The sequence below is a fragment of the Fictibacillus sp. S7 genome (assembly GCF_004127935.1).
In the GTDB taxonomy this organism is placed as follows: Bacteria; Bacillota; Bacilli; order Bacillales; family Fictibacillaceae; genus Fictibacillus_C; species Fictibacillus_C enclensis.
This window is the reverse complement of sequence record NZ_QJKL01000001.1, coordinates 754,981-778,449: the sequence shown is the minus strand read 5'-3', so window position 1 is coordinate 778,449 and position 23,469 is coordinate 754,981. Positions and strand designations below refer to the sequence as shown.

Here is a 23,469-nt window from a genome sequence, read left to right as displayed (position 1 = left end):
TACATGACTAATATTATAAAGCCTAATCCTAAACTTTATGTCCTGGATAACGGTCGGATGAAGATGGATAAAAATTGGATGATCGCCATGCATAACCCGGCAACCATTGACAACCCAAATGCACAAACCGAATTTGTTGAGTTCCCGGTTTACACCGTTCTCATTGATCATCCTGAAGGTAAAATCCTTTTTGATACCGCCTGCAACCCGAATTCAATGGGTCCTGATGGACGGTGGGGACAAGCAACTCAAGCCATGTTTCCGATTTCCATGGGAGAAGAATGTTACCTTCATAACCGTTTGGAACAGCTGAATGTACGGCCTGAAGATATAAAGTACGTAGTCGCTTCCCACCTTCATTTAGACCATGCAGGTTGTTTGGAACTATTTACAAATGCAACGATCATCGTACATGAAGACGAGTTGAACGGTACACTCCAATCTTATGCACGCAATCAAAAGGAAGGGGCCTATATTTGGGCAGATATTGATGCGTGGATCAAAAATAACCTTCAGTGGCGAACAGTAAAACGGAGTGATGACAATCTCCAATTAGCAGAAGGCATCAAGATTTTAAATTTTGGGAGTGGCCATGCCTGGGGCATGATTGGACTTCACATCGATATGCCGGAATCGGGCGGAATTATCCTTGCTTCAGATGCGGTCTATACGTCGGAAAGCTTTGGTCCACCGATTAAACCGCCTGGCATCATCTACGATTCTCTGGGCTATGCAAATGCGGTTGAAAAAATACGCAGAATTGCTCAAGAAACAAATTCTCAGGTCTGGTTTGGACATGATCCTAATCAATTTAAAGGGTTTCGTAAATCTACTGAAGGCTATTATGAGTAAGGGGGAATCTTAAATGAGTTTTGCTAAGCTAGTTTTTGCCCCATTAAGTTATACCGGATGGGGTGCTTTAGAACAACTATTACCCGAAGTCGAAAAATACGCGCCTAAGAAAATACTGGTGGTCACAGATCCCATGCTTGAAAAAATAGGGTTAGTCGAGTGGGTGACTACTCCCCTAAAAGAGAGCGGGTATCAAGTTACGGTATATACGGATGTGGTACCTGAACCACCTTTAGAAACAGGTGAGAAGCTAGTTTCCTTTGCCCGAGCAGGCCAATTTGAAATGGTGGTTGGCTTCGGTGGAGGTAGTGCATTGGATTTAGCCAAATTAGCAGCCGTTCTGGCGGAGCATGAAGGATCAGTAGCCGACTATTTAAACCTCACCGGAACAAAGAAAGTAGAAAAGAAAGGATTGCCCAAAATCCTCATCCCGACAACTTCTGGTACGGGTTCGGAAGTGACAAATATATCCGTCTTGTCCTTAGAAACAACAAAAGACGTCGTTACCCACGATTATCTTTTAGCAGATGCTGCCATTGTGGATCCTGAATTAACGGTTTCTGTTCCAGCGAAAGTCACAGCAGCCACCGGAATTGATGCATTGACCCATGCGGTGGAAGCCTATATTTCGGTTAATGCAAGCCCAGTGACCGATGGTTTAGCCCTTCAAGCCATTCGTCTCATTGGCCGTTCATTACGAAAGGCCGTTCATAATGGCAATGATAAACAGGCCCGGATCGATATGAGTAATGGGAGCTATATCGCAGGACTAGCATTCTTTAATGCCGGGGTAGCGGGTGTTCATGCGTTAGCCTATCCATTAGGCGGTCAATTCCATATTTCCCATGGTGAATCAAACGCGGTATTACTGCCCTATGTCATGGGTTATATCCGAAAAAGCTGCACGACAAAAATGGCGGATATCTTAAACGCGCTCGGGGGCAACTCTAGCTATTTATCTGAGGAAGACGCCTCTTACAAGTGCGTTGAGGAACTGGAGAGGCTTGTAAAAGAGGTTGGAATTCCATCAACATTAGCAGAGTTTGATATACCTGAATCCGCTTTGGAACGCCTCACTCAAGACGGGGTCCAGCAAAAACGGATACTAGCGAGAAGCCCTTACCCATTATTGGAGGAGGACATTAGGAACATTTATCAATCTGCTTTTAAAGGTGTTGTCACTGAGCCAACGAAGCGGTAAATGAATTCTATTCCATATCAAAAGCCACTGCTCGATAACCGAATGTACAGCGGGATACCAATGATGGCCGCAATCGTATCAACCACCAGTGGTCTCTTCCGAAAGCGGAGGAGATCCACTCCCAAACTCAAAAGATTGAGATAACAAAAGTGATCATCATCATCTTGTTGCTAAGACGCATAAAGAGAGGCCCTTCTAAATAGGAGAGGCCTCTTTTAGTTGTAAAAAGATACATAGCCCATGATTACAAAAAAAGTAAGAAGAGCTATCAATACCACCAGACCAATCCATACTCTTTTTTTCATTGTTACATCATCCCTTTTGGTTGGTTGTTGAAATACTTTCGTTGGAACCATAGGGCCACATTTACGAGAGCGATCATGACAGGTACCTCGACAAGCGGTCCAATAACGGCAGCAAATGCTGCACCAGAATGGATGCCAAAAACCCCAACTGCAACCGCAAATGCCAGTTCAAAGTTGTTGCGCCCTGCGGTAAACGCTAGGGTTGAGGTTACAGGGTAGTTCGCCCCAATCTTCTTTCCCAGATATTGGTTTATTCAGTTATCAATATAACTTTTTCAATTTACCACTGACTATTTTCCACGTTCCATCTATCTCTTTAGTTTCGTAGGTAAATTGATAAAAATAAATTTGTTCTGGATAGCCTTCTTCTGCCGTGATGCTACCCTCCAAAGTGACTCCATTATCAGATGAAAGAGTAGATGTTACATAGTAGTCTAAATAATTCTGTACATCGGCATAGCCAGCTTCAAAATTGTCGTATGAATGCCGATGTTTCCAGTTATTATCCCATTTCTCATATGCCAACATAAAATCTCTTTTATTAAGATTATCAAAATAATCCCGTAGCATTTGTTCTGCTTCTTCTTTTTCACCTAATACATCTACATATGAATATCGACTTCGTAATTCCCACGCTTTGGTTAATAACATATAATCTCCTCCTGAATATCTATCTAAAAGGGATTATCTCCAGTTAAAATACCACTTAGTACTGTTTAGTCGGAATTGGCCTAAAGAGAGCGTTATTTAAATAAGGAGAGCTGGCAGCTAGATCAGCTTTTTTTATTCTTCAGCTAACGGGCAGGTTAGTGCTCTAGCCAGCTAGTTTGGCTTAAAGACCACAAGGGTAAATAAAGATAGATCTAGATGTAGGGGAGCAATTGAAAATGAAATACCAAAGAAAGAGATATATTGTGAAACTCGTACGCAATGGTGAGCCAATTCAAGTTGTGGTTAGACTTTACGATACTTTTCTTACTGATGAGAAAGGAAAAGATGTAGGAACCATTTCATTTGAGGAAGTAGCTTTATCTTCTAATGTAAAAGAAGAGTTGTACACCCCGACAAGCAACAGCTGAGAAAAGCAATTTATTAAAATGACGAATGCTTTACTTAAATATGGAATAAGGTTTTTTCTTGTTCCACTAAAGGAGCAGGTTAGTGATCTTTAAAATAAAGAATTTAGACTTAAATCTTCACGCCGCTTTACAGGAAACCATCCCGCGGGTTTTACTGGAGAAGGAAGAAATCGTGGTGGATGAGACATCGCTAAACGTGGACGGGGAATAGGCTGACAGCGGGCTTATGGATAAGATCATCCTGTTCATCAAAATAATGGCCTTAAAAAGCGGAAAGATCAAATGGGACGGCGAAGACCCGAAAGACCTTTGGGAGATTGTGATTTCCGGTTTCCGGTCATAAGCCTTACATCAAGGCATTGATTTAGTTAACCATCCATAAGTACACGATAGAGTTCACGCTTGCCTTATTTACAACAATTTTATAACGAAAAACTATCGATCAACGCGAATTGTTGAACAAAGATTTTGGCTATTCCACTATCTTAATATAAAAATCCCATGAAGAAGTGACCTGGAAAGTGTGAATACTAATATTATTAAAGGAGGTTCATTTATGCCGTTCATTGATGTAAACGGAACTACGCTTTACTACCAGGATACCGGTCCAAAAGATGCACCAGCCTTGGTTTTCAGTCACTCATTATTCTTTAATAGTCGAATGTTTCATAAACAAGTGGAACGGTTTGCTGGTGAATACAGAGTCATTTGTTATGATCATCGGGGGCAAGGAAAAAGTGCTAAAGATACGTTGGACATGCTTGATTTGGATACATTGACAGAGGATGCGGCAGCACTTATTAAAGAGCTTGTTTTAGGCCCCTGTCATTTTGTAGGTAACTCTATGGGGGGCTTCATTGCTTTGCGTCTGGCTGCAAGGCATCCAAAACTCCTTATTTCATGTACAGTGCTGGGGACATCCGCTGAAGAAGAATATAAAATAGATGAATTTCAGCCAATTGTTGAGCATCTACAGATTTATGGAGGCAAGCCTATGTCCCAAACTTTGATATACATTATGTTTGGAAACACGTCACTTGAAGATCCGTCTTTTGCGAATGAACTCAATTTCTGGAAGGATCACATAGAGGGTTTGGATCGTACGATTGGCGATGCTGCGTATCAGGTGGTTCATCGCAAACGAATCCTGAGTGAACTAAATGAAGTGGATGTTCCGATGTTGGCGATTGCAGGAGCTGAAGATCATGCCTATACGGTTGAACAGTCGAATAAAATTGCAGTCACAGTAAGAAATGGTGTGTGTAAAGTCATTGCCAACGCGGGCCATTCTCTGGCACTTGAAACTCCGGAAGAAGTTAATTCGTTTCTTGCTGAACATATCTGTAATTCCGGTAAGTATTATTCAGAATAAGCATTTCAAAAAAAGGGTTGTTTTGTGCCTGAATTAAAATATACCTTTAAAACTAGAAATCTCTTTCTTGATACACACAAAAGATTTTTTAAGATACTGCGGCCATGTTTGGCGGCTTTTTTCTTTATTGTTCTTTATACTTTCTTAGTTATGGAAGAATTAAAGAACGGAACGGAACTGTCATGTTGGCAACTTCTTTTAAGATAGTGAAGGAATGTACTTACGCTAACGGGTGCGTTGGTTCAAGAAGGTCGGATATTTTATAACAAAGAAAACTCGCCATTTTTAGGGGCGATTTTTCTAATAGCAAAGTCGATACTGCTATGTGCTGGGTCTACGTTCCATTTGGTCTTTGTCACAAAAATGCCTCCTAAAAATTTTAGTTATAATCCAATATACAGATTAGCCAAATAAATAAGAGTCTAATCAGTAATCCAAAATTAAAGTTATACAACTTTTTGTTGTACTACGCTGTTACTGTCGATACTTTTGGATGAACTTCTTAACTCAGAGAAAATATACCTGGTCCACTTAAAATGATGGAGACTAACGTACTCGTTTTAGTCTATCATCCATATAACTTGGGTGATTTTTTTTTGTGAACATAATTTGTTTTATATATGTTCGAGTATTAGAATAACGTTTGTAACAAATAATCTATTTAAACAATTGGATTGGTGCAAAAATTATAAATTACATTACTTGTGAGGAGAATTTCAAATGAACGTAAAACAACTTGCACCCACGACACCTAAAGAACGACATGGAAACCTGTTTGCGTTAATAGCTTTGGCTGTAACATTTTTCGGCGTTGGGATAACAGAATTTATCAGCATTGGAATCCTACCAGGGGTTGCATCGGAATTTGGTATATCGGTATCTACTGCTGGATTGATTGTTTCCATGTATGCTTTGGGAGTTGCGGTTGGAGGTCCTATTTTGACATCCATGACGGCACCATTTTCGAGGAAAAAGATTCTATTGTCTGTCATTATCCTATTTATTATCGGGCATATCATAACAGCGGCAGCTCCTACATTCAGTATTGTGCTGGTTGGACGAGTAATTTCTGCATTCGCCCATGGCGTATTTTTTGCAATAGGTTCAACAGTGGCTGCAAGTCTTGTCCCTGCGGACCGCAGAGCAATGGCAATTGCATTCGTATTTGGCGGGTTTACAGTTGCTACAGCAATAGGTGCTCCATTAGGGACCTATATCGGTGACCTGTTCGGATGGAGATACCCGATTTATGGAATTGCGTTTATAGGTATAATGGCGTTAATCTTAAATGCAATCGCCGTTCCAGATCAACTGCCTAAAGCGGAAACGTCGCCATCATATAAAGCTCAACTAAAATTAGTGACAAATGGGAGGATTTTACTGGTCTTGGCAATTACGGTACTGGGGTATGGTGGAACGTTTGTTACTTTTACGTATCTTTCCCCAATCCTTCAAAAAATTACTGGCTTTAGTGCTGCAACTATAAGTATCATTCTATTTTTGTATGGGATAGCCATTGCTATTGGAAATGCAATTGGAGGGCGTTTCGGAAACCGAAAACCGCTTAACGCCTTATTTTATATTTTTATCCTTCAAGCAATTATCTTGTTACTCTTCACATTAACCGCTCCGTTTAAAGTGGTTGGTCTTATTACTGTTATAGGTATGGGGTTATTCGCTTTTATGAGTGTTCCAGTTTTGCAGGCATACGTTTTAACGCTTGCGGAGCGTTATGTTCCGAGTGCAGTCGATGTTGCTTCATCACTTAATATTGCTTCATTCAATGGTGGGATTGCGTTAGGTGCATATGTGGGAGGGATTGTTACGAATACCATGGGAATAAACCACACGCCATGGGTAGCCTCTATCATGGTGTTCGGGGGAGTTCTTCTTACGATTGGTAGCATCACTATGGAAAAAAGGAAATGAGGTAAAGAATTAGGTTACTAAAAATACTGCCATCTGATAAATAAAATTACTTTCATTTAAGAAATTGTGAATAAATTCACTTAAACTAACGGGTGCGTTAGTTGAAACTAATAGAGGCTGCTAAAGCAGCCTTCCTTAGAAGTATTTATTGTAGAAATATTGCCTTATTTTTCCACTAAGATGGGCTTAGACTTATACAATCATCATGCAATATCTGCCTGCCAAGTCGTTAACCGCAGTTATTTTTTTCTGTTGTTTATCCTTGATAGACAAGTGTGCTTGCAACCATATATACTTAAAGAAAATATTGACACTTATCTGAGGAGTATTTTTTTATGGATTTTGAAAAGGCAAATCTAATTGAAGAATTCGCAGATTTTTTAAGTAAGAAGGCTGAATCAATTAGCAGGGAAATTGTTAATTATAATGTGAGTAAGATAGAAATAACATTACCACAAGAAATAATAGATAAATCAATTGATACTAATGCTGAATTTCTTAAGTTTTTGGGGAGTACGCTTAAATTTTCGAATGTAGAGGTTGAACCTATATTCATTGAATGGCTCATTAAACAGGAAACACCCGAAGATACTCAATATATTGAAAAAGAGCTATCGAGTCTTATAAAACCCTATGCGGATACAAGACAGCTATTAATAAAAATTTTGTCTCAATTATGCATGGACTATGGACTAACTACTGAGGAAGTTATCACTGTAACCAGTAGATTAAGCTATTTTCTCGATTTAAGTATTACTGAAACTATTCTTAAGCGAGAGAGAACAACAAAAGAAGCCGAAGAAAAGCAGAACCAGAAGATCACAGAACTATCTTCACCCATAATCCCTATACAAAATGGTATGGCGGTTCTCCCGATAATTGGAGATATTGATGTAGAAAAAAGTGAATTTATTATGAATAGAGTCATACCCAGAGTCACTGAGTTGAAAATTGAATGTGTTATTATTGACTTCTCAGCCATTGCCTCTATCGATACCGAAATTGCGGCTCGAATCTTTACAATATATGATGTTCTTAGGTTGTTAGGAATCAAAGCGGTGTTTACAGGGATTAGAACGGATTTAGTTTCTAGAATTATCAACTCAGGCATCAATTTTTCGAGTATCAAAACTTACGCCACACTTCAACATGCTTTACAAGATATTAGGTAATTAGTTCCTTTATGATGGGGAAGTTAGTTAAAAAGCAGCCGAGTCAGTGCGAACCATAATCATAGGTGACTCGTATTACTCAAACAGCATATAGAACATCAAAGGATCGCAGCGGCGGTTCTTTTCTTTTGCGACCCGGAAGTTATTAGGCACTTCTAGAGCTGTGAATTTTTTTCAGGTTTTTATTAAATTGGGAGTATATCTTATTAAGCTAACGGGTGCGTTACTTTAAGAACTTCAGCTGACATTACAGGCGGCTTTTCTTATTGAGATACAGCACAGGTTAGTTGAAGAAGGAAATAAACTTTAAAAAGGAGAATATTTGGAACTTAGACCTATTAAGTACCTTATGCTTTTCAAAGAGGATGATGTTTATGAAGAAACAGAAGAAGATCTTGATATTTCTAAAACAATAACTACTTTTCTGCTTTTAATGATGTTTATACTGTCATCTACTAAAATGATTTATGATTATCTCAGTGCAGCTGTCATAATAATTATTTTAGTTGTTTTCTTTTATACAGAAGGAACAATTAGAAAAAAGGACTCTAATCATATTTAAGCATAGTAGTCGGAACGTCCCATATTTGGAGCGATTTTTGCCTTTAAACACTTGAAGTAAAGGGGGTACCGCAATGGAGTCAGATCCATCATTTATTCTTGAGCGAATTGTTAAAGAACTGGGTGTGGAACAGATCGTTGAATTACTGGCTGATCGAATACCAGAAACCGATTTATACACGCTCTTACTTTATGTTTTTCGAGAGAAGACCCAAAGGTTAGTTCCCAGCGAATTACTTAAAAGGTACCAGGCAAACCGTTCGGTGCATCCTGCTTCAGTTGATCCTATCCAGTTAAAGCAACTTGAACTAGATATTTTGAAAATAGCAAGCAACCATTTCGCTACACCAGTTCAGTTATCTCCCGTGGCTCCTTTAGGATCTTGTTCTGTTGTAGCGACAGTCGATCAAAATAAAGTGCTTTCTGCAATCAGAGGAACTGAAGTAGTGTCAGACGTGACCAACCTTCTAGCTTTGCATATTAGCGATTTGTTAAAATCACGCAAAAAGAGCAACAGGGAGGACTATATCCGCTTATGCACAACCCATCGACATGTTAGAACTCAATATTTCAATAATCCTGGAATGTTTCCACATTTTCATCTGTTCTGTATGGTCACTTCTGGTACAGATACAGGTTCTTATCAGTTCGAAAAGCAATCATTTTGAGAGCACATTAGCGTGTACCAAGATATATTCCAATCATTGTTCCAATCAGATATTGAGGTTATCCTAAGTGGCCGTGATGGTTATAAAGATTCCGAAGGGTTGCTGCTGAGAGTTGCACAGCTTGGGAAACGGTTTTCGATTAAAGTATCAATAAAGGAGCCTAATTTAGAAAATCAGTATTATAAAGGTTTACAATTTACTGTCATCACGAAGATAAACGGAGAAGAACATAACATTGGTGATGGTGGATTCGTCGATTGGTCTCAAAAATTACTGAGAAGTAAAAAACAACGGTTGATTATTAGTGCCATAGGCTTAGATAGGCTACTTTTGTAAATTGGTTATTACAGTAAAGAGGAACAACTAAAGCACTGCTTCATTTCTATATTTTCGGGTGTTTTACTTGAAAAAATATTTCAACTATTAAGCACACAGGTATCGCAACCTGTTGTGGTTGCTTTCTAATTATTATTCTTGATTGTCTGCTGTTTTTGATTCTATGTTAGATCTGTCAATTGACTTTGTATATTTTTCTTTGTTACCAGATTGGTCTGCATCTGTTCGTTTATTCCAAATACTATATTTAAATGTATTTTCAATTTCTTTGTTTACTTGGCATTATTAATCCACCTCCAATAATTAATTTCAAAATTCCTGTCCTTCTTTCGATTCTAGAAACGAATCGATTGATTCATCCAATAATCTTTCCCGATTAGGGTCTTCATTAATATCTGTATCCATTTCCATTTCTTGTTTAAATATGCCGTATGTATCATCTTCTTTATTTAGATTACTATGTTGGACTGGTTTAGTTCGATTATTTTTTTGATGTGTCATGTAATCTCCTTCTATAACAAGTATTTTAATTTAGTATGAACAATTGATCTAATATAATCCAATTCTTTTTAAATCAAGCATTAAAAGAGGTAGCATGGCGAGAATGTTTATAAGATGTAGAAGAAATTTTTTATAAAAATGGTACAATTAAAGGTTTAAAAGTAATCAATTATCACCATTTGGTGACAGCAAAAGCATTGTAGCAGAAAAGGCCTTCTTCTAAAGGGTGCGTTAGTTCATTAACGCAAGGTTATTCCCAAAAGTTGCTTGGTGCATTTTTTGGCGACCAGAAAGCACCCAATGATAAACTGATATTGGGTGAGTTAATTTGTTTGCACCTCCGATCTTCTTGCAACGAATGGAAGAACCATTCAATCATGACGATTTTATTAGTGAACTTAAACTCGATGGAATTCGATTAATCTATACCCATATTAATTCTGTCAAACTATATACAAGGCATAAGAACGAGGTATCGAAAAAGTTTTCTGAATTAATGGACTTGGGCATACCTTAAGGAACGGTCTTAGATGGGGAACTCATCTTGACCGATCAAAATGGCCATCTTGATTTTGAGGCCATCATGAGCCGTTTTCAGATTGCGAGACAGGACAGAATTCATCGCAGCTCCACCAGATGCCCTGTGCATTTCTGTGCCTTTGATATTCTGTATCATGAAGGTGAATCTGTGATGATCTTCCCTTGTTAGAAAGGAAAAAGTTATTGGATTCAGTTGTTAACGAAAGTGAGTGTCTAACGCAAATCCGTTGGATGAAAGGCAAAGGAATTGAGTTGTTTTCACTTTGCCAGGACAATGGGCTAGAAGGAATTGTCTTAAAGAAGGCAAGTTCCAAATATCAAATCGATTACCGCTCTCCAGCATGGATAAAAGTCATCAATTATCAATATGAAGACATATTTGTCATTGGTTATCGTAAGAAGGAGTTTGGTTGGATACTTGGTAAGATTATAGACGGTAAAATGAAAATAGTGGGTGTTACTGAGTTTGTGCCGCATGAAGCACGAAAGGAATTTAATCAAACGATCGATGGTTTGGTTTTGAATGAAACAGAAAACGTTGTCTATCTGAATCCAACTGTACGATGTACCGTCAAGTACAGAAACTATACGAAGGCAGGAATGTTGCGTATGCCTGTTTTTGTGAATTTTATAGACTAGAAATTTGAACTAAACTTAGACTGCTCTTAAGGGCAGTCTTTGTTATTGAACCTCCTTATATCCCTCCAATTGGGGATTAACAATAAGATTAAAATATGTGAAGATAGAAAAAGTAAAAGGCAAAGTGGTGAAAAACATGACATATCAACAGATTAAATGGTTAATTTTAATTCTGCCTACATTTTCGATTGCCATCTGGGAATACATAAGACATACTTTTTTAATGCCATATGTATCGATGGAAGTCGGCAATATCTTGTCTCCATTGATTGTGTTCGGGGTGACAGTGATTTTCCTTTTAAAGCTCTTTTCGATTCTTGAAAAAATACAAGAAGAATTAAATAAGGAAAGAACACAAAAAGTAGCCCTCCAAGAAAGGGCCAAGATCGCCAGAGAACTACACGATGGTATAGCTCAGTCTTTATTTTTATTATCCATAAAAATTAACAAACTTGGAAAACAGGCAAAACTAGACACAAATCCACACTTTATAAAAATGAAAAAGACGCTACAACAAATTCATGAAAACACAAGACAGGCCATAAACAATTTGCGTGTTCCCCCAGAAGAAGCTGAATTTTCTTGGATTGAAACGTTAGTACAGTACATTCATGAATTGGAAAGGGAACATCATTTGAAAGTTGACTTACAATGGAATATAAATGAATCTCTTCTTTCCACAAAGGATAAGGTGGAGTTATTTGCGTGCATCAAAGAAGCATTATTTAATGTAGTCAAACATGCCAGCACAAATGAGGTCTGGATTGATGCTAATCAAAATCAGAACGGATGGCTTTGTAAAATTAAGAATAAATGTTCGGAGCAACATATAAAAAGGGACCACAGAGGTTATGGTCTGCAAATATTAGAAGACAGGGCGAAAGCAATGGGGTGGCTATTTCATATCCAGCTTTTACATGGGGACATACTGGTGTCATTTGAGAAGAGGAGGTAGAGCATGAAGGAACCAATTCGCCTCTTGGTGGTGGATGACCATCAGCATGCCAGAGAGGGTATATGTGATTTGTTAGAGGAGTACAGTGATTTTAAAATAATTGGGGAGGCCAAAAATGGCCTAGAAGCGATTGAGTTAACGGAAAAATTGCAGCCTGATCTCGTTTTAATGGATATCCGAATGCCTCTAATGGATGGATTGGAAGCAACAAAGTATATAAAGGATCAGAACCCATCTATAAAAATCGTTATTATGACGGTCTCGGATGACATTACAGATCTTTTTGAGGCTGTTAAAAGAGGGGCACAAGGTTATCTGCTAAAAAACCTAGATTCAACTGAATGGTACAGTTACTTGTGTGCTTTTGCAGTTGATGAGGTGCCGATGTCCCAAAACATGGCCTTTCGTATTTTACAAGAATTCACGCAAGATATAAAGAAAGAAGAAAAAACACCGTTATCCCCACGTGAAAAGGAAATATTACAATTGGTCGCACAAGGCCAATCCAATCGGGAAATTTCTGAGTGTCTGTTTATTTCTGAACACACAGTAAAAAGCCATCTTAAAAATATCCTTAGTAAACTTCATTTGGACAACCGTGTTCAACTAACAAGCTATGCCTATCGTAAAGGATGGATTCAACCTTGAAACAATGGACATACTTAATTACGATAAAAACTATTCCATTCTAAGGAAACATTCATTGGGATTAAAACAACGATAAAAAGGATAACTCTGTGCCTAAAACTGCATCAGGTCATAGTCAAGATTTAAGATGGCATGAAGTTAGGAGTCGTTAATGTATCGATTAATGAAGACCATTCATCGGATATTTGGTATCACAGGATCTTTGCTTGTCCTATTAATGGCGATAACAGGCATATTATTGAACCACCGTTCCTGGATTGGATATGGTTCTGATAACGATTTGATAATGCAGAAATGGATATTTGGAATTCACTCAGGTGTTTTAGGTGATACATCCATTGTATGGCTTACTGACCTTGGTGCCGTTAGCATGATTGTATTTAGTTTGACGGGTATTTGGTTATGGTTTAAAGGAAGCCGAATGGCCAAAAGAAAATAAATAAAGTGAACGTACAAAAAAGGAGAATGATTAACACATGAAAACCAAAGGGTTTCTACTTATTCCGCTTACTTTCGCAGTAAGCCTTGGCCTTGCAGGATGCAGCTCCTCACAGAATTCTGGCGATGATCACTCGCAGCATGAGCATAAAGACACCAATACTAACAAGACCAATAACAGCCAAACCGCTAAGGCCATCAAAGAAGAGCTTAATGGTCTGACTGCCATCGAAAAAGATGTCAATAAAAAGGATTTTAAAAGTGCTGCCGACCAATTTGAGTCGATGCATGAAGAATATCATTCCGCTGTGCTTCCTCCCATTGAAGCAAAAAACAAAAAGATGGGAGAGGACATGCATGGCAAGTTTGATGCATTAGAAGAAGCTATTAACAGCAAGGACAAAACTCAAATCCTAAAGAATGTAAAAATTAATCGAGACTGCCTTCAAAAGGCTGCAAAAGAATTAGGAATTCAACTATAATTAATCGTTTGGTAGTAAGAACCAGGGAAAATAATTTCAGAGCATAAAAAAAATCAGACCTTAACGTCTGATTTTTTACTGAACGATAAACTGTTTTTGTGGCATGGTGTGCATTTCTCGAGCCGTTACATGTGCTATTACATGATATTTTCCTGCTTTATTGAATTTCGGTCGAATATAATATAAACCATTTTTTTGAGGTGTTTTAGATCTGATTTTAGTATGTTGTGATGTACCATCCTGCCATACTTCAAATATTACTTCATCGGCATCCGTTACAATAAGGTTATCCTGAGTGACTTTGGCTTGGATGGAAAAAGGTTGGCCTTTTTTAGGTTTGTCTGGAACCACCTTTACATCCACATGAACGGGTTTTGAGTTATCCATTATTTCTTCGGTGGTTGATGAATGATGATTATGTACATGATTATTACAGGCACTTAATAAGAATAGAAAAGTTAAAAGAAATATATGCTTCATTTTCAATTAATCATCTTTCCTTTTTATTTAAATCTCTTATATCGTTAACTATTTTTTTGTAGGGAACATTTTGAACACCATCATACCTTTTGATTACTTGTCCTTTTTGATTAATCAGAAAAAAGGAAGTACCATGTATAAACTGATCAGAAGTTGGGTTCGCCGAAACAGCAGTATTAAATGATTTCCTTGCAAATGTTTCGATGTCTTTTTGGTGATAGCCAGTTAAAAAGTGCCAATTTGAAAAGTTAGCATCAAATTTCATCCCGAATGCCTTAAGTTTTTGAGGTGTATCTCTTTTGGGGTCCACACTAAAAGAAACGATTTGGGCTTTTACTCCATTGTCTTTTAATAACTTCTGTATTTTAGCCATGTGAGCAGTCATAGGAGGACAAACTGTTTCACAGTTAGCAAAAATAAAATTAGCAAGCCATACTTTTTTATCTAAATCAGCTTGCGAATAGGAATTACCATCTTGATCTATATACGAAAATGAACCTACCTTTTGATATTGGTCCCCGTTCGATACACTTTGTACTTTTGCCTTATTTCCGTTGCTACAAGCTGCTAATCCACAAATAAGGGAAAATAATATCAATATGATGGTTTTCTTTTTTCTCACCGTGTGTTCCTTCTTTCTTCCTTATTCTGTATAAACAAACACTACTATCTTTTCATAGTCCCTCACTTTTTTGAATCCCTCTTTTGGGCGATACTTGCCTAATTTTTAAGCGTTTATATCAAAAGGTTCTTATAAGAGCCATTTTACACATTGTTCAAAGATTCAATAAATTTGTCTTTAAATATACCCCTATCGAGTGATGACAGTATAAATAAACCTCCCTTATACTCAATTAGTATTTAAACCACTGGATTAGGAGTGGAAAAAAGGAATAAGGGTGTAGGTGATTATGGAGGCAATTAAGCTAGTGTCAAGGTTGGAAAATAAAAAAAGCAGGGAAGGAACTCACTCGATTTACCAGACAGTGTGGAGATGGCATTTTTATGCTGGTATTATCTTTGCACCATTTTTAATTATTTTGGCCTTTAGTGGAGGAGTATATCTTTTTAAGCCTCAAATAGAAAATGTACTGTATAAGGATCTTTACTATGTAAAAAAAGCCTCAGAAAAAGAAATAACGCCGACAGAACTGGTTAACAAGGTAAAAAAGCAATATCCTAAGAGCACGGTTACAGCTGTTAAATCTTATGATGACCCTAAAAGGACGGCTGAGATCAGTATTAAGAACGGAGAGTTAATGAATTCTGTATATATTGATCCGTATAACGGTAAGATTCGTGGCTCTCTGGCTGAAGAGAAAAAGTTTACGGAGATATTTAAAAAACTCCACAGTGAACTCATCGTTGGAGGTACTTTCGCTAATCGACTTGTAGAACTTGCGGCATGTTGGGGTGTTATTCTCCTAGGAACTGGTCTTTATATTTGGTGTCCAAGAAATACACAATCGATTTGGGGAACTATCCTTCCTCTGTTCAGTGCGAAAGGAAGAACATTCTGGAGGGACATGCATGCTGTTCCAGCCTTCTGGCTATCACTTGGTATTTTGCTCTTGATTGCAACGGGTTTACCATGGTCAGGTGTAATGGGGGAAAAAATCAACAAAATGGCCACTTCAACGGATACAGGATATCCTCCATTTGCTTTTAGTTATATGGGAAAACCAGAGTCGGAGGTTACAACAAAAGACGTGGCAAAGGATGTCCCTTGGGCGACAGAAAATCAACCTGTTCCTGCTTCCAAAGATGGGAAACATTCATTGACGCTCGAAAATGTTCGGGCCATTGCTAGTAAAGAAAAAATTCAGAAACCATATAGCATTTCATTACCTGAAGGGGCGAAGGGAGTTTACACGATTTCGACCTCTAATCCAAATCCTATGAAGGACGCGACCTTGAACATTGATCAATACAGTGGAAAAGTTTTAACCGATGTCCGTTTTCATGATTATGGAATCATGGCAAAGTTGATTTCAGTGGGCATCGCCTTTCACCAAGGGACTTTGTTTGGACTTGCCAATCAGATAGTAGGACTTATTTTATGCGTTGGACTTATCGGAATAGCTATTACATCTTATATTATGTGGAGAAAGCGGAAACCTAGAGGCAAGTTAGGTTCTATATCGCCTTCCAAAAGCAAAAAGGTTACCACCTTTGTATTTTTTATTATGATAAGTATGGGGCTAGTTATGCCTTTGGTCGGAATATCAATTATTGTCGTCTTCTTGCTTGATTGGCTAATACTTAAAAGAATTAAGACCCTAAACGCTTGGTTAAATTAATGTTCAGAAACGATGGCTATTAGTCTTTTTACTCTTATTAGAGCAGGTCTGGGATGCAACAAAAATAGCTGGCAAATGGAAATGACCCATATGAGGATGATTAACAAACAAATTATAAAAACATGAAAACCAGCAGCGTTTTGCTGCTGGTTTCACTCTAATAAACTTTGGGCTATTGTATAGCCAATAAGCAAAATTTGCTGATGATGATTATGGCCAAAGTTTTCCTTTATAAACTCTTCTAGTGCTTCATCATTATCAATCATTTCAAGGGATGGAGTAACAAGCAGATAAGCAGGATCGATTTTGGATAACTCCACTGCTATTGGCTTGATATATTCCAAATCCCCTTTACGCTCTCCATATCAAATGGATTGTCAAGAAAGCCTTCGTCTGCCAGAACGATTTTCAATGGATCATTATTCTGGATTCGAATGGTTCCGCGGCTCCTTGGTTGTAAGAAGAGTATTACAATGACCAAATTACCATCAAATACAGTGCCAACCGGTTGAACACTTCTGTGGCGTCGATTTATCAAATCAAAAAAGCCTTGAGGGAACTCGAGGAAGAGCTGGAACAATCATTAAATGAGGAGTCTGAAACAAAACCAAAAGACACCGATGAGGAGTCGCCAAATGAGACCGAACTACAACCAATGGGCAATGATTTGCCCTATACAGAAGAGTTCTTGTTAAAGCTGGCGGAGAAAAACCCGGACCTGTTAGAGAAATTATTGCTGAAGCATGTCTCAAAATAAAAGGCTCTTTTCGTAAGGATTTTTGCTTTTCAAAAAGATAAGGACCAATTTACTTTTTATGGTATTATTTTGACAAGAACTTTTTTAGCATGAAGGTGGATAGGTATGTCTTCATATCAAATAATCAAATTAAACCCAAGAGACTTTAATAAGTGCAGTAATATTTGGGATATGGAAAAGAACCCAGAAATGGCTAAGACTTTTTATGAAGAATTAGTAAGAGGAAACAGGATTACTTTTATTTATTTAGAAAATAATGAGTTTATCGGTGAAGGGTCGTTAGTTTTTAAAAACAATGACCCAGATTACACTATTTCAAATAGACGGATTTATCTATCTCGTATGATTGTCAAAGACGATAACCGAAATCGTGGAATTGGTAGCATTATTCTTGATTATCTGATTGATTACGCTAAGCGACTCGGATATAAAGAAATAACTCTGGGGGTTGATACAGATAATTTAAATGCAAGACACCTGTATGAAAAGAAGGGATTTACCAATGTATTATTCATTGGTGAAGACGAATACGGTGAATATTTAAAATTACTAAAAAAATTGAATTAGATACAAAAAAAAAGAGCCTTGTTAGGGCTCTTTTTAGCTTAAAAATGAATGGATGGCAGACTTTTTTTGCTCAAAATCTACATGTGTGTAAATGGAGGTAGTGCTGAGGCTTTCATGACCCAGTAGCTCTTGCAAAATGCGAATATCCACCTGGTTGTTTTTGTTCTGCAGCAGCAAGGTCGCAAACGTATGCCGCAGATGATGCAACGAAAAACGCTGCGGAGGCAAACCGGCTTTCCGCAATGTGTCTTTAAAAATCTTATGCAACCCTCTGGGATCCAGCTTTTTCTTGTCTTTGTTCAGAAATACCGGTTCTGTTGAATACAACTGAAATGCTTCACGTTCATTCATATAAGCCTTTAACAGCGGAATCACCATGGGATGAAAGGGGAGGAGGCGTTCTTTTCGCCCTTTTCCGAATATCCGTATCGTTTGATTATCAATGTCCATCTGGCCCCATGTTAAATCCACCATTTCTTGTCTTCGCATGTCAGTTGTAGCCAGGAATTTAAACATCAGATGATTTCTCGTTGCAAATTTACTGGTATCGTTCTCTAAATACGTAAACAGTTGCTTAAGTTCTTCGAGTGTCATGTAGACAGGCAGTTTTTTATCGGATTTGGGGGCTTGGATGCCCATCGTGAAGTTATGTTCCATGTATTTTTCCTTGATGCAGTAATCACAGAACGATTTTAAAGCGGAAATGCGTCGCTGCAGCGTTCTGGGCTTAATGTGAAATTGAATGACTTGTTCCTGGATAAAACGCCGTGTTGTTGCGGGTGTTAAGTCACAGAGCTCAATGGAAAGATCATGTTTGATCAAAAACTCCGCATAGAGCTTGAGATCAAATGCGTAACTTTTTAAAGTATTCGGCGAGTAATTTTTCTCCACGTGCAAATACATGAGAAAGTCATCAGTAGCTTGTTGAATGTTCAATATCGACCTCCGGAAGATAAATTTCATTATGGAACGGTCCCGTAAGTTATGAGACGGCCGTGTGAGTTATCGGACGTCCATGAGAGTTATCGGGTCGACACTTATCGTTAACTTGGGCGGTGTAAGTACCGGATATGAGATGTTATAGGAACGTGTGTACAACGACACAAAAGTTAGGAAAACTTGTACTACGCAGTAAAAGTACTTGGGCAGAAGTAAATTCCCCATACCAACAGATCAAAATCATATCAAGGATATTTTCAGTGGTCTCAGCCGTTATAAAATTATTTCTTAATGCTTAATTTAACTATATAGGAAACAGGGCGATTTACTTAGTACACCAGAATTAATGGAATGTTTTTAAGTGGATTGATGAAAACAAAAATGTTATAAAAGAACTTGGAGAAGTAAAAAACGGAGAAGTAAGAATGGAACCTGAATATGAATCGTGTTGTTGTTTGCAGAACTTTTGGCCTGAGGGATTTCTCCTCGTTTAGGCGTAGGAAACTCCATTTTTTTAACATTACGTTACAAAAAAAGGAAAATGATCGAACAATATAGGATAGACTATTCGTAGGTTTGAGGAGGAGTCTGTTATGTCAAAAATCATTATTAATGAACCAACTACTTATCTTCAAAACATTAGTTGGCTGATATTAGAACAAAAAGAAACATTATCCAATTCCATTCTCGAGTATGAGCATTTTAACTATAAGCATGCAGGTAATAATAAAGACCGACTTCAGCACTTGCGGTTGCAGCTAATCCAATTATATGGGGAAACCATCCCGCTTCCTTTGAGCATTACAGCTAAAAAACTTAAGGAATGGGGCAAGGATTATGCGGATATTTTTGTTTCATTGAATATTCCTCTTGATCATGCGATTGAAGAGGTTCATTTTTACCGAAACGAAATCGGTTTGATTATAAAAAAGGCCGCTAAAAACGAAAACTTGGATCTCGATATGTTTTATGAGATAATTTCAGGATTTGATCTCGTTGTGGATACGGCAGTACAAATGGTAAGTACGTCATATATGGAAAATTATGTTTCCAACTTGAGAACCGCTGAGTTAGAGATTGATGAGTTATCCGTTCCAGTGGTTCTTCTTGGAGACGGAATCGGCATATTGCCCATGATTGGTGGTATTGATACCAAACGGGCACAGATCCTCATGGACAATGCCTTAAAACGTTCGGTGGATCTCGATTTGAGCAGCCTTATTCTGGATTTATCAGGAGTACCGATCATTGATACGATGGTGGCACAAAAGATTTATCAGGTGATTCACGCATTGGAGCTTATTGGTGTTGAAACAAAAATCAGCGGATTACGACCTGAGCTTGCCCTTACCATGACGTCTCTCGGTGTCGAATTTAAAGGGATCAAGACCTTTTCAAGCCTGCATCTCGCTCTGCAGCATCTTGGTTTCAAGCGAACTACCCACTGATAAATCAAACATAAAACATACTAAGATTAGTAGCACAAACCACGGCCATGGTTTGTGCTACTAATTTTTTGTTGAGGTGAATGTTAGAGCGAGTTTTGGTTTACATAATAATACTGTACCAAAAGAGAAGGCATCAAACTCAGTAAAAAAGGGAAACTGGACGACAAAGATATAGCTTAAGCAACGTAAATCCCGGTGGCTGAAATCGAAGAATTACGCCACAAAATTGCAAAATCGCAGTAACTGTGGGTTTCTCGACTCAAAAGAGAGCTTTTCTAGCTCTTTTTTGAGTCGGAAAAATTACGCTTATAATAATCAATTAAAAGATTTTGAATAAAAGGATGCGTACAGGCTTTGCTTTTTATTTCTTCAATGGATTGGGGAGGTTGAATATAGTTCTTCCAGGGTTTTTTGAAATTTTGCCTACAACGTGAGGGAAGAAACTAACTTATGGTACGTTTGTGTTTTTTTCTAGTTAACATAATATATATTGAAAGGCGTAAAACGTGGAGTTATCGTTCAGTTTACATAAATTATGTATCGTCCCTTAAATTTATGGAACGCGTTCTTTTAAATTAAGGGTGTTTAAACACTATAAAAAATTAGCACAAAAACATGAGTACATACAACCCTCAAAATATGACAAATTTAAAAAGTATCCTATCTAATTTAAATAGAATGCTTTTTTCTGTTTATAAGTTACTAATGGAGGAGTATGATTTGCGAATTAGTAGCGGTATTTAATCGTGAATTCTGGATCAGCTAAAAATCCCATATTAATGAATGTAAAAATTAAAAAACTCCTCTAAATGAGGAGTTTTTTTGGGGTTTGCAGCTAAAGTTTATCCTGAATGGCTTTTCGCAGGTTATCCAGATGTTCTTGGGGGATATTACGAATTGTCCGTTTGCTGGATCCGATTATTCCCTTTACTTCAATATATAAAATGCCGAGATTCATCATTGCTTTTCCCCATGGATCAGGAGCAATATCAAAATCAATGCTTTTGATGCTTTTATACGGGATAGTCTCTGTTTGAGCACCACCAAAGAACCCCATTTTCATGGATACGAGGTATAAGTTACTGTCTGCGACCACGATAAAACCGGTTTTAGTCAACTTAGAGTCTGCAACCGTAAAATAATGAATAGTTTCAGTATCTTTCATATCTTTTCGAAGGGCTTTAAATGCATATTCATAGTAGAGTCTTTCGCTTTTAGGCATCTCTTTCGATGATTTTTCCATTTCCTCAAGAGTCACAGGGTACTCGATGAGCATATATTGCTCATTTAGTGTACGAATTGTCATCTTCATCACCCCCATCTGTATTTTATTGACCATGTTGCCCCCTACCCCTTACAAAGGTCATTCAAACGTTGTGGATGATCCTAATATTCATAGTGTCAATCGGTCTTGAGAAAGACTTGAAAAGTACAGAGGCTTTTGCACAAGATGAACAACTAAAAGTAGAAGATGGACAAACTAGTACTAATAATGGAGACCAATACAGATTGGTTTCTAGAGAGGAACAAGACCGTGTTGAAGGTATGATAGCTGAAGGAAAAGATATTTACACATTTATATCAGTAGCAGAACAAGAAATGGTGGAAAATAATTCAGCTCAATAAGGGTTTGTTCCGCAAGAAAATGGGACAGGTTTCTATTTTATAAAAGTGAAATAAGACTCTAATTTTTAGTTATGTAACTAACGCATTCTTTACTTCAATAAGGAAAGTTGCTGAGATAGCCTTTTCCGGCACTAACGGGGCAGGTTCGTTTTAAAAGAAAGTCAAAAAAGGTTAACCTTACCCAATTATTGGTGTTAATATGAATGTAAACTTTTAGAAGAGGTGAGTTTAGTTGAGTAAAGTTGAGCAGAGTACAAAGTTAGATTTAGAGCGAATTGTTTTTATTGGGAGAACCTTTGAAGAGTATTTTGATATGTTCTCGCTTTCAGAAGATGAACTACAAGGAAAGAAAATACTCGATTGTCCAGCAGGAGCTTGTTCATTTACTGCTGTTGGTAACAAATCAGGTTTAGACGTAACAGCTTGCGATATTGCTTATTATCATTCGGGTGAGGACCTAAAAAATAAAGGTCTTCAGGATATTGAACACGCGATGGAGAATATGCAAAAAGCCCAAAACAATTATAAATGGAATTATTTTAGAGATATAGAAGGTCTTAGAAATCATCGTTTAAGTGCTTTGAAAGATTGTGCCAAAGATATGGAGGAATCTAGCGAAAGCTACATTCCCGTTACATTACCTTCTTTACCGTTTAGGAATGAAGAATTTGATATTATTCTCTCTGCACATTTTCTATTTATGTATGCGGATAGGTTAGATTACCCATTTCACATAGAAACGCTAAATGAATTTTTGAGGGTTACGAAAGAGGAAGTTCGTATTTTCCCTTTAGTTGATTTAGAGGGAAAAAGATATGAGAATTTAGATAAATTAATAAGTTATCTCGCGGATAATGGATGTACAGTCGAAGAAGTTAAAGTGCGATATAAATTTCAGGCAAATGCTAACTCGATGTTAAAAATTAGAAAAAGGTAACAAAGAAGGGACAATGTTTAACATTGTCCCTTCTTTTAAATAAACTTTAACCAATCATTACCCAAAATAACGGGTTTAGAATTTGATGAAAACAACAATTTAGTTATGCATCCAAAATGGAATATAAACATTATTATCTTAGGTGATAAACATTTGAAATTCACTACAAATTCATAAAGATATTCTTTCAAGTAACGGTGTAGAATAGTTGAAAAATGAATAAGAAAGAGGAGGAGGAAAATGGCATCAAACGAAAGGACATTGATGAATAATGCTTTGAAAAAAGTTCTTATACCCTTCTTACGACAACAAGGATTTAAAGGTTCATTACCTCATTTTAGACGAATGAATGAAAAAAATATTGATTTAATAACTTTTCAATTTAACAAATGGGGAGGTTCGTTTGTTGTCGAGTTAGCAGTTTGTCCAATACAAGGTGTAAAAATGGACTGGGGAGAACAAATACCACCAAACAAAGTTACTGCTCATGATATAGACAAACGTTTTAGGTTGGGGGCAAAATCCGAAGGTGAAGACGGAATATGGTTTGATTTTGAGAAGGCAAAAATCGAGGAAGACTTTGAGAAGGTTGCTTTAAATGTTGTAAATTTATTAAATATTTCAGATGATTTATGGATTTCTAAGTTGTTCCACTAACGAGTGCGTTAGTTCAATAAAATCCCTTCAACCTAAGGTTCATCCGGGAAGTGCCGGGCTGTCGCCCGACCTTCTTGGCA

General features: G+C 37.5%; 28 protein-coding genes and 2 pseudogenes. 22 read left to right on the top strand and 8 right to left on the bottom strand.

What is annotated here, in order from left to right; translation table 11 throughout:
- Window positions 1-3: 3 nt before the first annotated feature.
- Window positions 4-852: an AhlS family quorum-quenching N-acyl homoserine lactonase gene (gene ahlS, locus DMO16_RS04005; protein WP_061970257.1), complete on the top strand. Its 849-nt coding sequence runs from the start codon at window positions 4-6 to the stop codon at window positions 850-852.
- A gap of 13 nt (window positions 853-865) precedes the next feature.
- Window positions 866-2,053: an iron-containing alcohol dehydrogenase gene (locus tag DMO16_RS04000; RefSeq protein ID WP_129475518.1), complete on the top strand. Its 1,188-nt coding sequence runs from the start codon at window positions 866-868 to the stop codon at window positions 2,051-2,053.
- 307 nt (window positions 2,054-2,360) lie between these two features.
- On the opposite strand, the pseudogene DMO16_RS03995 reads toward DMO16_RS04000, so the two are convergent.
- Both DMO16_RS03995 and DMO16_RS03990 read right to left on the bottom strand, forming a co-directional pair.
- Window positions 2,361-2,600: pseudogene (locus tag DMO16_RS03995) on the bottom strand (arsenic resistance protein); the annotation flags it as partial.
- A gap of 19 nt (window positions 2,601-2,619) precedes the next feature.
- Window positions 2,620-3,009 carry a hypothetical protein gene (locus DMO16_RS03990; RefSeq protein WP_129475515.1) on the bottom strand — a complete coding sequence of 130 codons (390 nt, stop codon included), beginning with the start codon at window positions 3,007-3,009 and terminating at the stop codon, window positions 2,620-2,622.
- Between the two features lie 236 nt (window positions 3,010-3,245).
- Here DMO16_RS03990 and DMO16_RS03985 point away from each other — a divergent pair, with 236 nt between their 5' ends.
- The 8 genes from DMO16_RS03985 (at window position 3,246) to DMO16_RS03955 (ending at window position 9,475) form a co-directional block, all read left to right on the top strand.
- Window positions 3,246-3,437 carry a hypothetical protein gene (locus DMO16_RS03985; RefSeq protein WP_129475513.1) on the top strand — a complete coding sequence of 64 codons (192 nt, stop codon included), beginning with the start codon at window positions 3,246-3,248 and terminating at the stop codon, window positions 3,435-3,437.
- Window positions 3,438-3,519: 82 nt separating this feature from the next.
- The gene (locus DMO16_RS25120) at window positions 3,520-3,648 is read left to right on the top strand and encodes a hypothetical protein (RefSeq protein ID WP_277873753.1); all 129 of its coding nucleotides are present in this window, start codon (window positions 3,520-3,522) and stop codon (window positions 3,646-3,648) included.
- A 345-nt stretch (window positions 3,649-3,993) separates the two neighbouring features.
- Window positions 3,994-4,809, top strand: coding sequence for an alpha/beta fold hydrolase (locus tag DMO16_RS03980; RefSeq protein ID WP_129475511.1), 816 nt, complete (start codon window positions 3,994-3,996; stop codon window positions 4,807-4,809).
- A gap of 720 nt (window positions 4,810-5,529) precedes the next feature.
- Complete coding sequence (locus tag DMO16_RS03975) at window positions 5,530-6,738, top strand: MFS transporter (protein WP_129475509.1); 1,209 nt, start codon at window positions 5,530-5,532, stop codon at window positions 6,736-6,738.
- A gap of 335 nt (window positions 6,739-7,073) precedes the next feature.
- Complete coding sequence (locus tag DMO16_RS03970) at window positions 7,074-7,910, top strand: STAS domain-containing protein (protein WP_129475507.1); 837 nt, start codon at window positions 7,074-7,076, stop codon at window positions 7,908-7,910.
- A gap of 349 nt (window positions 7,911-8,259) precedes the next feature.
- Window positions 8,260-8,472 carry a hypothetical protein gene (locus DMO16_RS03965; protein WP_206738050.1) on the top strand — a complete coding sequence of 71 codons (213 nt, stop codon included), beginning with the start codon at window positions 8,260-8,262 and terminating at the stop codon, window positions 8,470-8,472.
- Between the two features lie 73 nt (window positions 8,473-8,545).
- Complete coding sequence (locus tag DMO16_RS03960) at window positions 8,546-9,139, top strand: hypothetical protein (protein WP_129475503.1); 594 nt, start codon at window positions 8,546-8,548, stop codon at window positions 9,137-9,139.
- A 36-nt stretch (window positions 9,140-9,175) separates the two neighbouring features.
- The gene (locus tag DMO16_RS03955) at window positions 9,176-9,475 is read left to right on the top strand and encodes a hypothetical protein (protein ID WP_206738049.1); all 300 of its coding nucleotides are present in this window, start codon (window positions 9,176-9,178) and stop codon (window positions 9,473-9,475) included.
- Window positions 9,476-9,784: 309 nt separating this feature from the next.
- Here DMO16_RS03955 and DMO16_RS03950 read toward each other — a convergent pair whose 3' ends face one another.
- On the bottom strand, window positions 9,785-9,976 hold the full coding sequence (locus tag DMO16_RS03950) for a hypothetical protein (protein ID WP_129475499.1): 192 nt from the start codon (window positions 9,974-9,976) through the stop codon (window positions 9,785-9,787).
- A gap of 544 nt (window positions 9,977-10,520) precedes the next feature.
- Here DMO16_RS03950 and DMO16_RS03940 point away from each other — a divergent pair.
- The 5 genes and pseudogenes from DMO16_RS03940 to DMO16_RS03920 all read left to right on the top strand — a co-directional run bounded on the left by DMO16_RS03940 (window position 10,521) and on the right by DMO16_RS03920 (window position 13,678).
- Window positions 10,521-11,155 (top strand): annotated as a pseudogene (locus tag DMO16_RS03940) (RNA ligase family protein).
- Between the two features lie 136 nt (window positions 11,156-11,291).
- On the top strand, window positions 11,292-12,110 hold the full coding sequence (locus tag DMO16_RS03935; RefSeq protein ID WP_129475495.1) for a sensor histidine kinase: 819 nt from the start codon (window positions 11,292-11,294) through the stop codon (window positions 12,108-12,110).
- A gap of 3 nt (window positions 12,111-12,113) precedes the next feature.
- A complete protein-coding gene (locus DMO16_RS03930) occupies window positions 12,114-12,758 on the top strand; it encodes a response regulator (protein ID WP_129475493.1) in 645 nt (214 codons plus the stop codon).
- A 151-nt stretch (window positions 12,759-12,909) separates the two neighbouring features.
- Window positions 12,910-13,197, top strand: coding sequence for a hypothetical protein (locus DMO16_RS03925; RefSeq protein ID WP_129475491.1), 288 nt, complete (start codon window positions 12,910-12,912; stop codon window positions 13,195-13,197).
- Window positions 13,198-13,234: 37 nt separating this feature from the next.
- Entirely contained in the window at window positions 13,235-13,678 is a 444-nt protein-coding gene (locus DMO16_RS03920; protein ID WP_129475489.1) for a hypothetical protein, read from the top strand.
- A gap of 75 nt (window positions 13,679-13,753) precedes the next feature.
- Here the strand turns inward: DMO16_RS03920 and DMO16_RS03915 are convergent, their stop codons facing one another.
- The gene (locus tag DMO16_RS03915; protein ID WP_241840652.1) at window positions 13,754-14,158 is read right to left on the bottom strand and encodes a FixH family protein; all 405 of its coding nucleotides are present in this window, start codon (window positions 14,156-14,158) and stop codon (window positions 13,754-13,756) included.
- Between the two features lie 10 nt (window positions 14,159-14,168).
- The gene (locus tag DMO16_RS03910; protein WP_129475485.1) at window positions 14,169-14,780 is read right to left on the bottom strand and encodes an SCO family protein; all 612 of its coding nucleotides are present in this window, start codon (window positions 14,778-14,780) and stop codon (window positions 14,169-14,171) included.
- 289 nt (window positions 14,781-15,069) lie between these two features.
- Between DMO16_RS03910 and DMO16_RS03905 the strand changes: the two genes are divergently transcribed.
- The gene (locus DMO16_RS03905; protein WP_129475482.1) at window positions 15,070-16,458 is read left to right on the top strand and encodes a PepSY-associated TM helix domain-containing protein; all 1,389 of its coding nucleotides are present in this window, start codon (window positions 15,070-15,072) and stop codon (window positions 16,456-16,458) included.
- A gap of 152 nt (window positions 16,459-16,610) precedes the next feature.
- Here DMO16_RS03905 and DMO16_RS03900 read toward each other — a convergent pair whose 3' ends face one another.
- A complete protein-coding gene (locus DMO16_RS03900; RefSeq protein ID WP_206738047.1) occupies window positions 16,611-16,778 on the bottom strand; it encodes a hypothetical protein in 168 nt (55 codons plus the stop codon).
- A 200-nt stretch (window positions 16,779-16,978) separates the two neighbouring features.
- On the opposite strand from DMO16_RS03900, the gene DMO16_RS03895 reads away from it, so the two are divergent.
- Both DMO16_RS03895 and DMO16_RS03890 read left to right on the top strand, forming a co-directional pair.
- Window positions 16,979-17,215 carry a hypothetical protein gene (locus tag DMO16_RS03895; protein ID WP_129475478.1) on the top strand — a complete coding sequence of 79 codons (237 nt, stop codon included), beginning with the start codon at window positions 16,979-16,981 and terminating at the stop codon, window positions 17,213-17,215.
- Window positions 17,216-17,320: 105 nt separating this feature from the next.
- Window positions 17,321-17,782 (top strand): GNAT family N-acetyltransferase, encoded by a 462-nt coding sequence (locus DMO16_RS03890; protein ID WP_129475476.1) that lies wholly within the window; start codon window positions 17,321-17,323, stop codon window positions 17,780-17,782.
- A gap of 33 nt (window positions 17,783-17,815) precedes the next feature.
- Here DMO16_RS03890 and DMO16_RS03885 read toward each other — a convergent pair whose 3' ends face one another.
- On the bottom strand, window positions 17,816-18,718 hold the full coding sequence (locus DMO16_RS03885) for a tyrosine-type recombinase/integrase (protein WP_129475474.1): 903 nt from the start codon (window positions 18,716-18,718) through the stop codon (window positions 17,816-17,818).
- Window positions 18,719-19,314: 596 nt separating this feature from the next.
- Here DMO16_RS03885 and DMO16_RS03880 point away from each other — a divergent pair.
- Window positions 19,315-20,169 carry an STAS domain-containing protein gene (locus DMO16_RS03880; protein WP_129475472.1) on the top strand — a complete coding sequence of 285 codons (855 nt, stop codon included), beginning with the start codon at window positions 19,315-19,317 and terminating at the stop codon, window positions 20,167-20,169.
- An 835-nt stretch (window positions 20,170-21,004) separates the two neighbouring features.
- On the opposite strand, the gene DMO16_RS03875 is transcribed toward DMO16_RS03880, so the two are convergent.
- Window positions 21,005-21,481, bottom strand: coding sequence for a PH domain-containing protein (locus DMO16_RS03875; protein WP_129480298.1), 477 nt, complete (start codon window positions 21,479-21,481; stop codon window positions 21,005-21,007).
- An 86-nt stretch (window positions 21,482-21,567) separates the two neighbouring features.
- Between DMO16_RS03875 and DMO16_RS03870 the strand changes: the two genes are divergently transcribed.
- From DMO16_RS03870 to DMO16_RS03860, 3 genes are all read left to right on the top strand, one after another.
- A complete protein-coding gene (locus DMO16_RS03870; RefSeq protein ID WP_206738046.1) occupies window positions 21,568-21,795 on the top strand; it encodes a hypothetical protein in 228 nt (75 codons plus the stop codon).
- 232 nt (window positions 21,796-22,027) lie between these two features.
- The gene (locus DMO16_RS03865; RefSeq protein ID WP_129475468.1) at window positions 22,028-22,732 is read left to right on the top strand and encodes an SAM-dependent methyltransferase; all 705 of its coding nucleotides are present in this window, start codon (window positions 22,028-22,030) and stop codon (window positions 22,730-22,732) included.
- A gap of 240 nt (window positions 22,733-22,972) precedes the next feature.
- Window positions 22,973-23,389 (top strand): DUF4304 domain-containing protein, encoded by a 417-nt coding sequence (locus tag DMO16_RS03860; protein ID WP_129475466.1) that lies wholly within the window; start codon window positions 22,973-22,975, stop codon window positions 23,387-23,389.
- The last annotated feature ends 80 nt before the right edge of the window (window positions 23,390-23,469 follow it).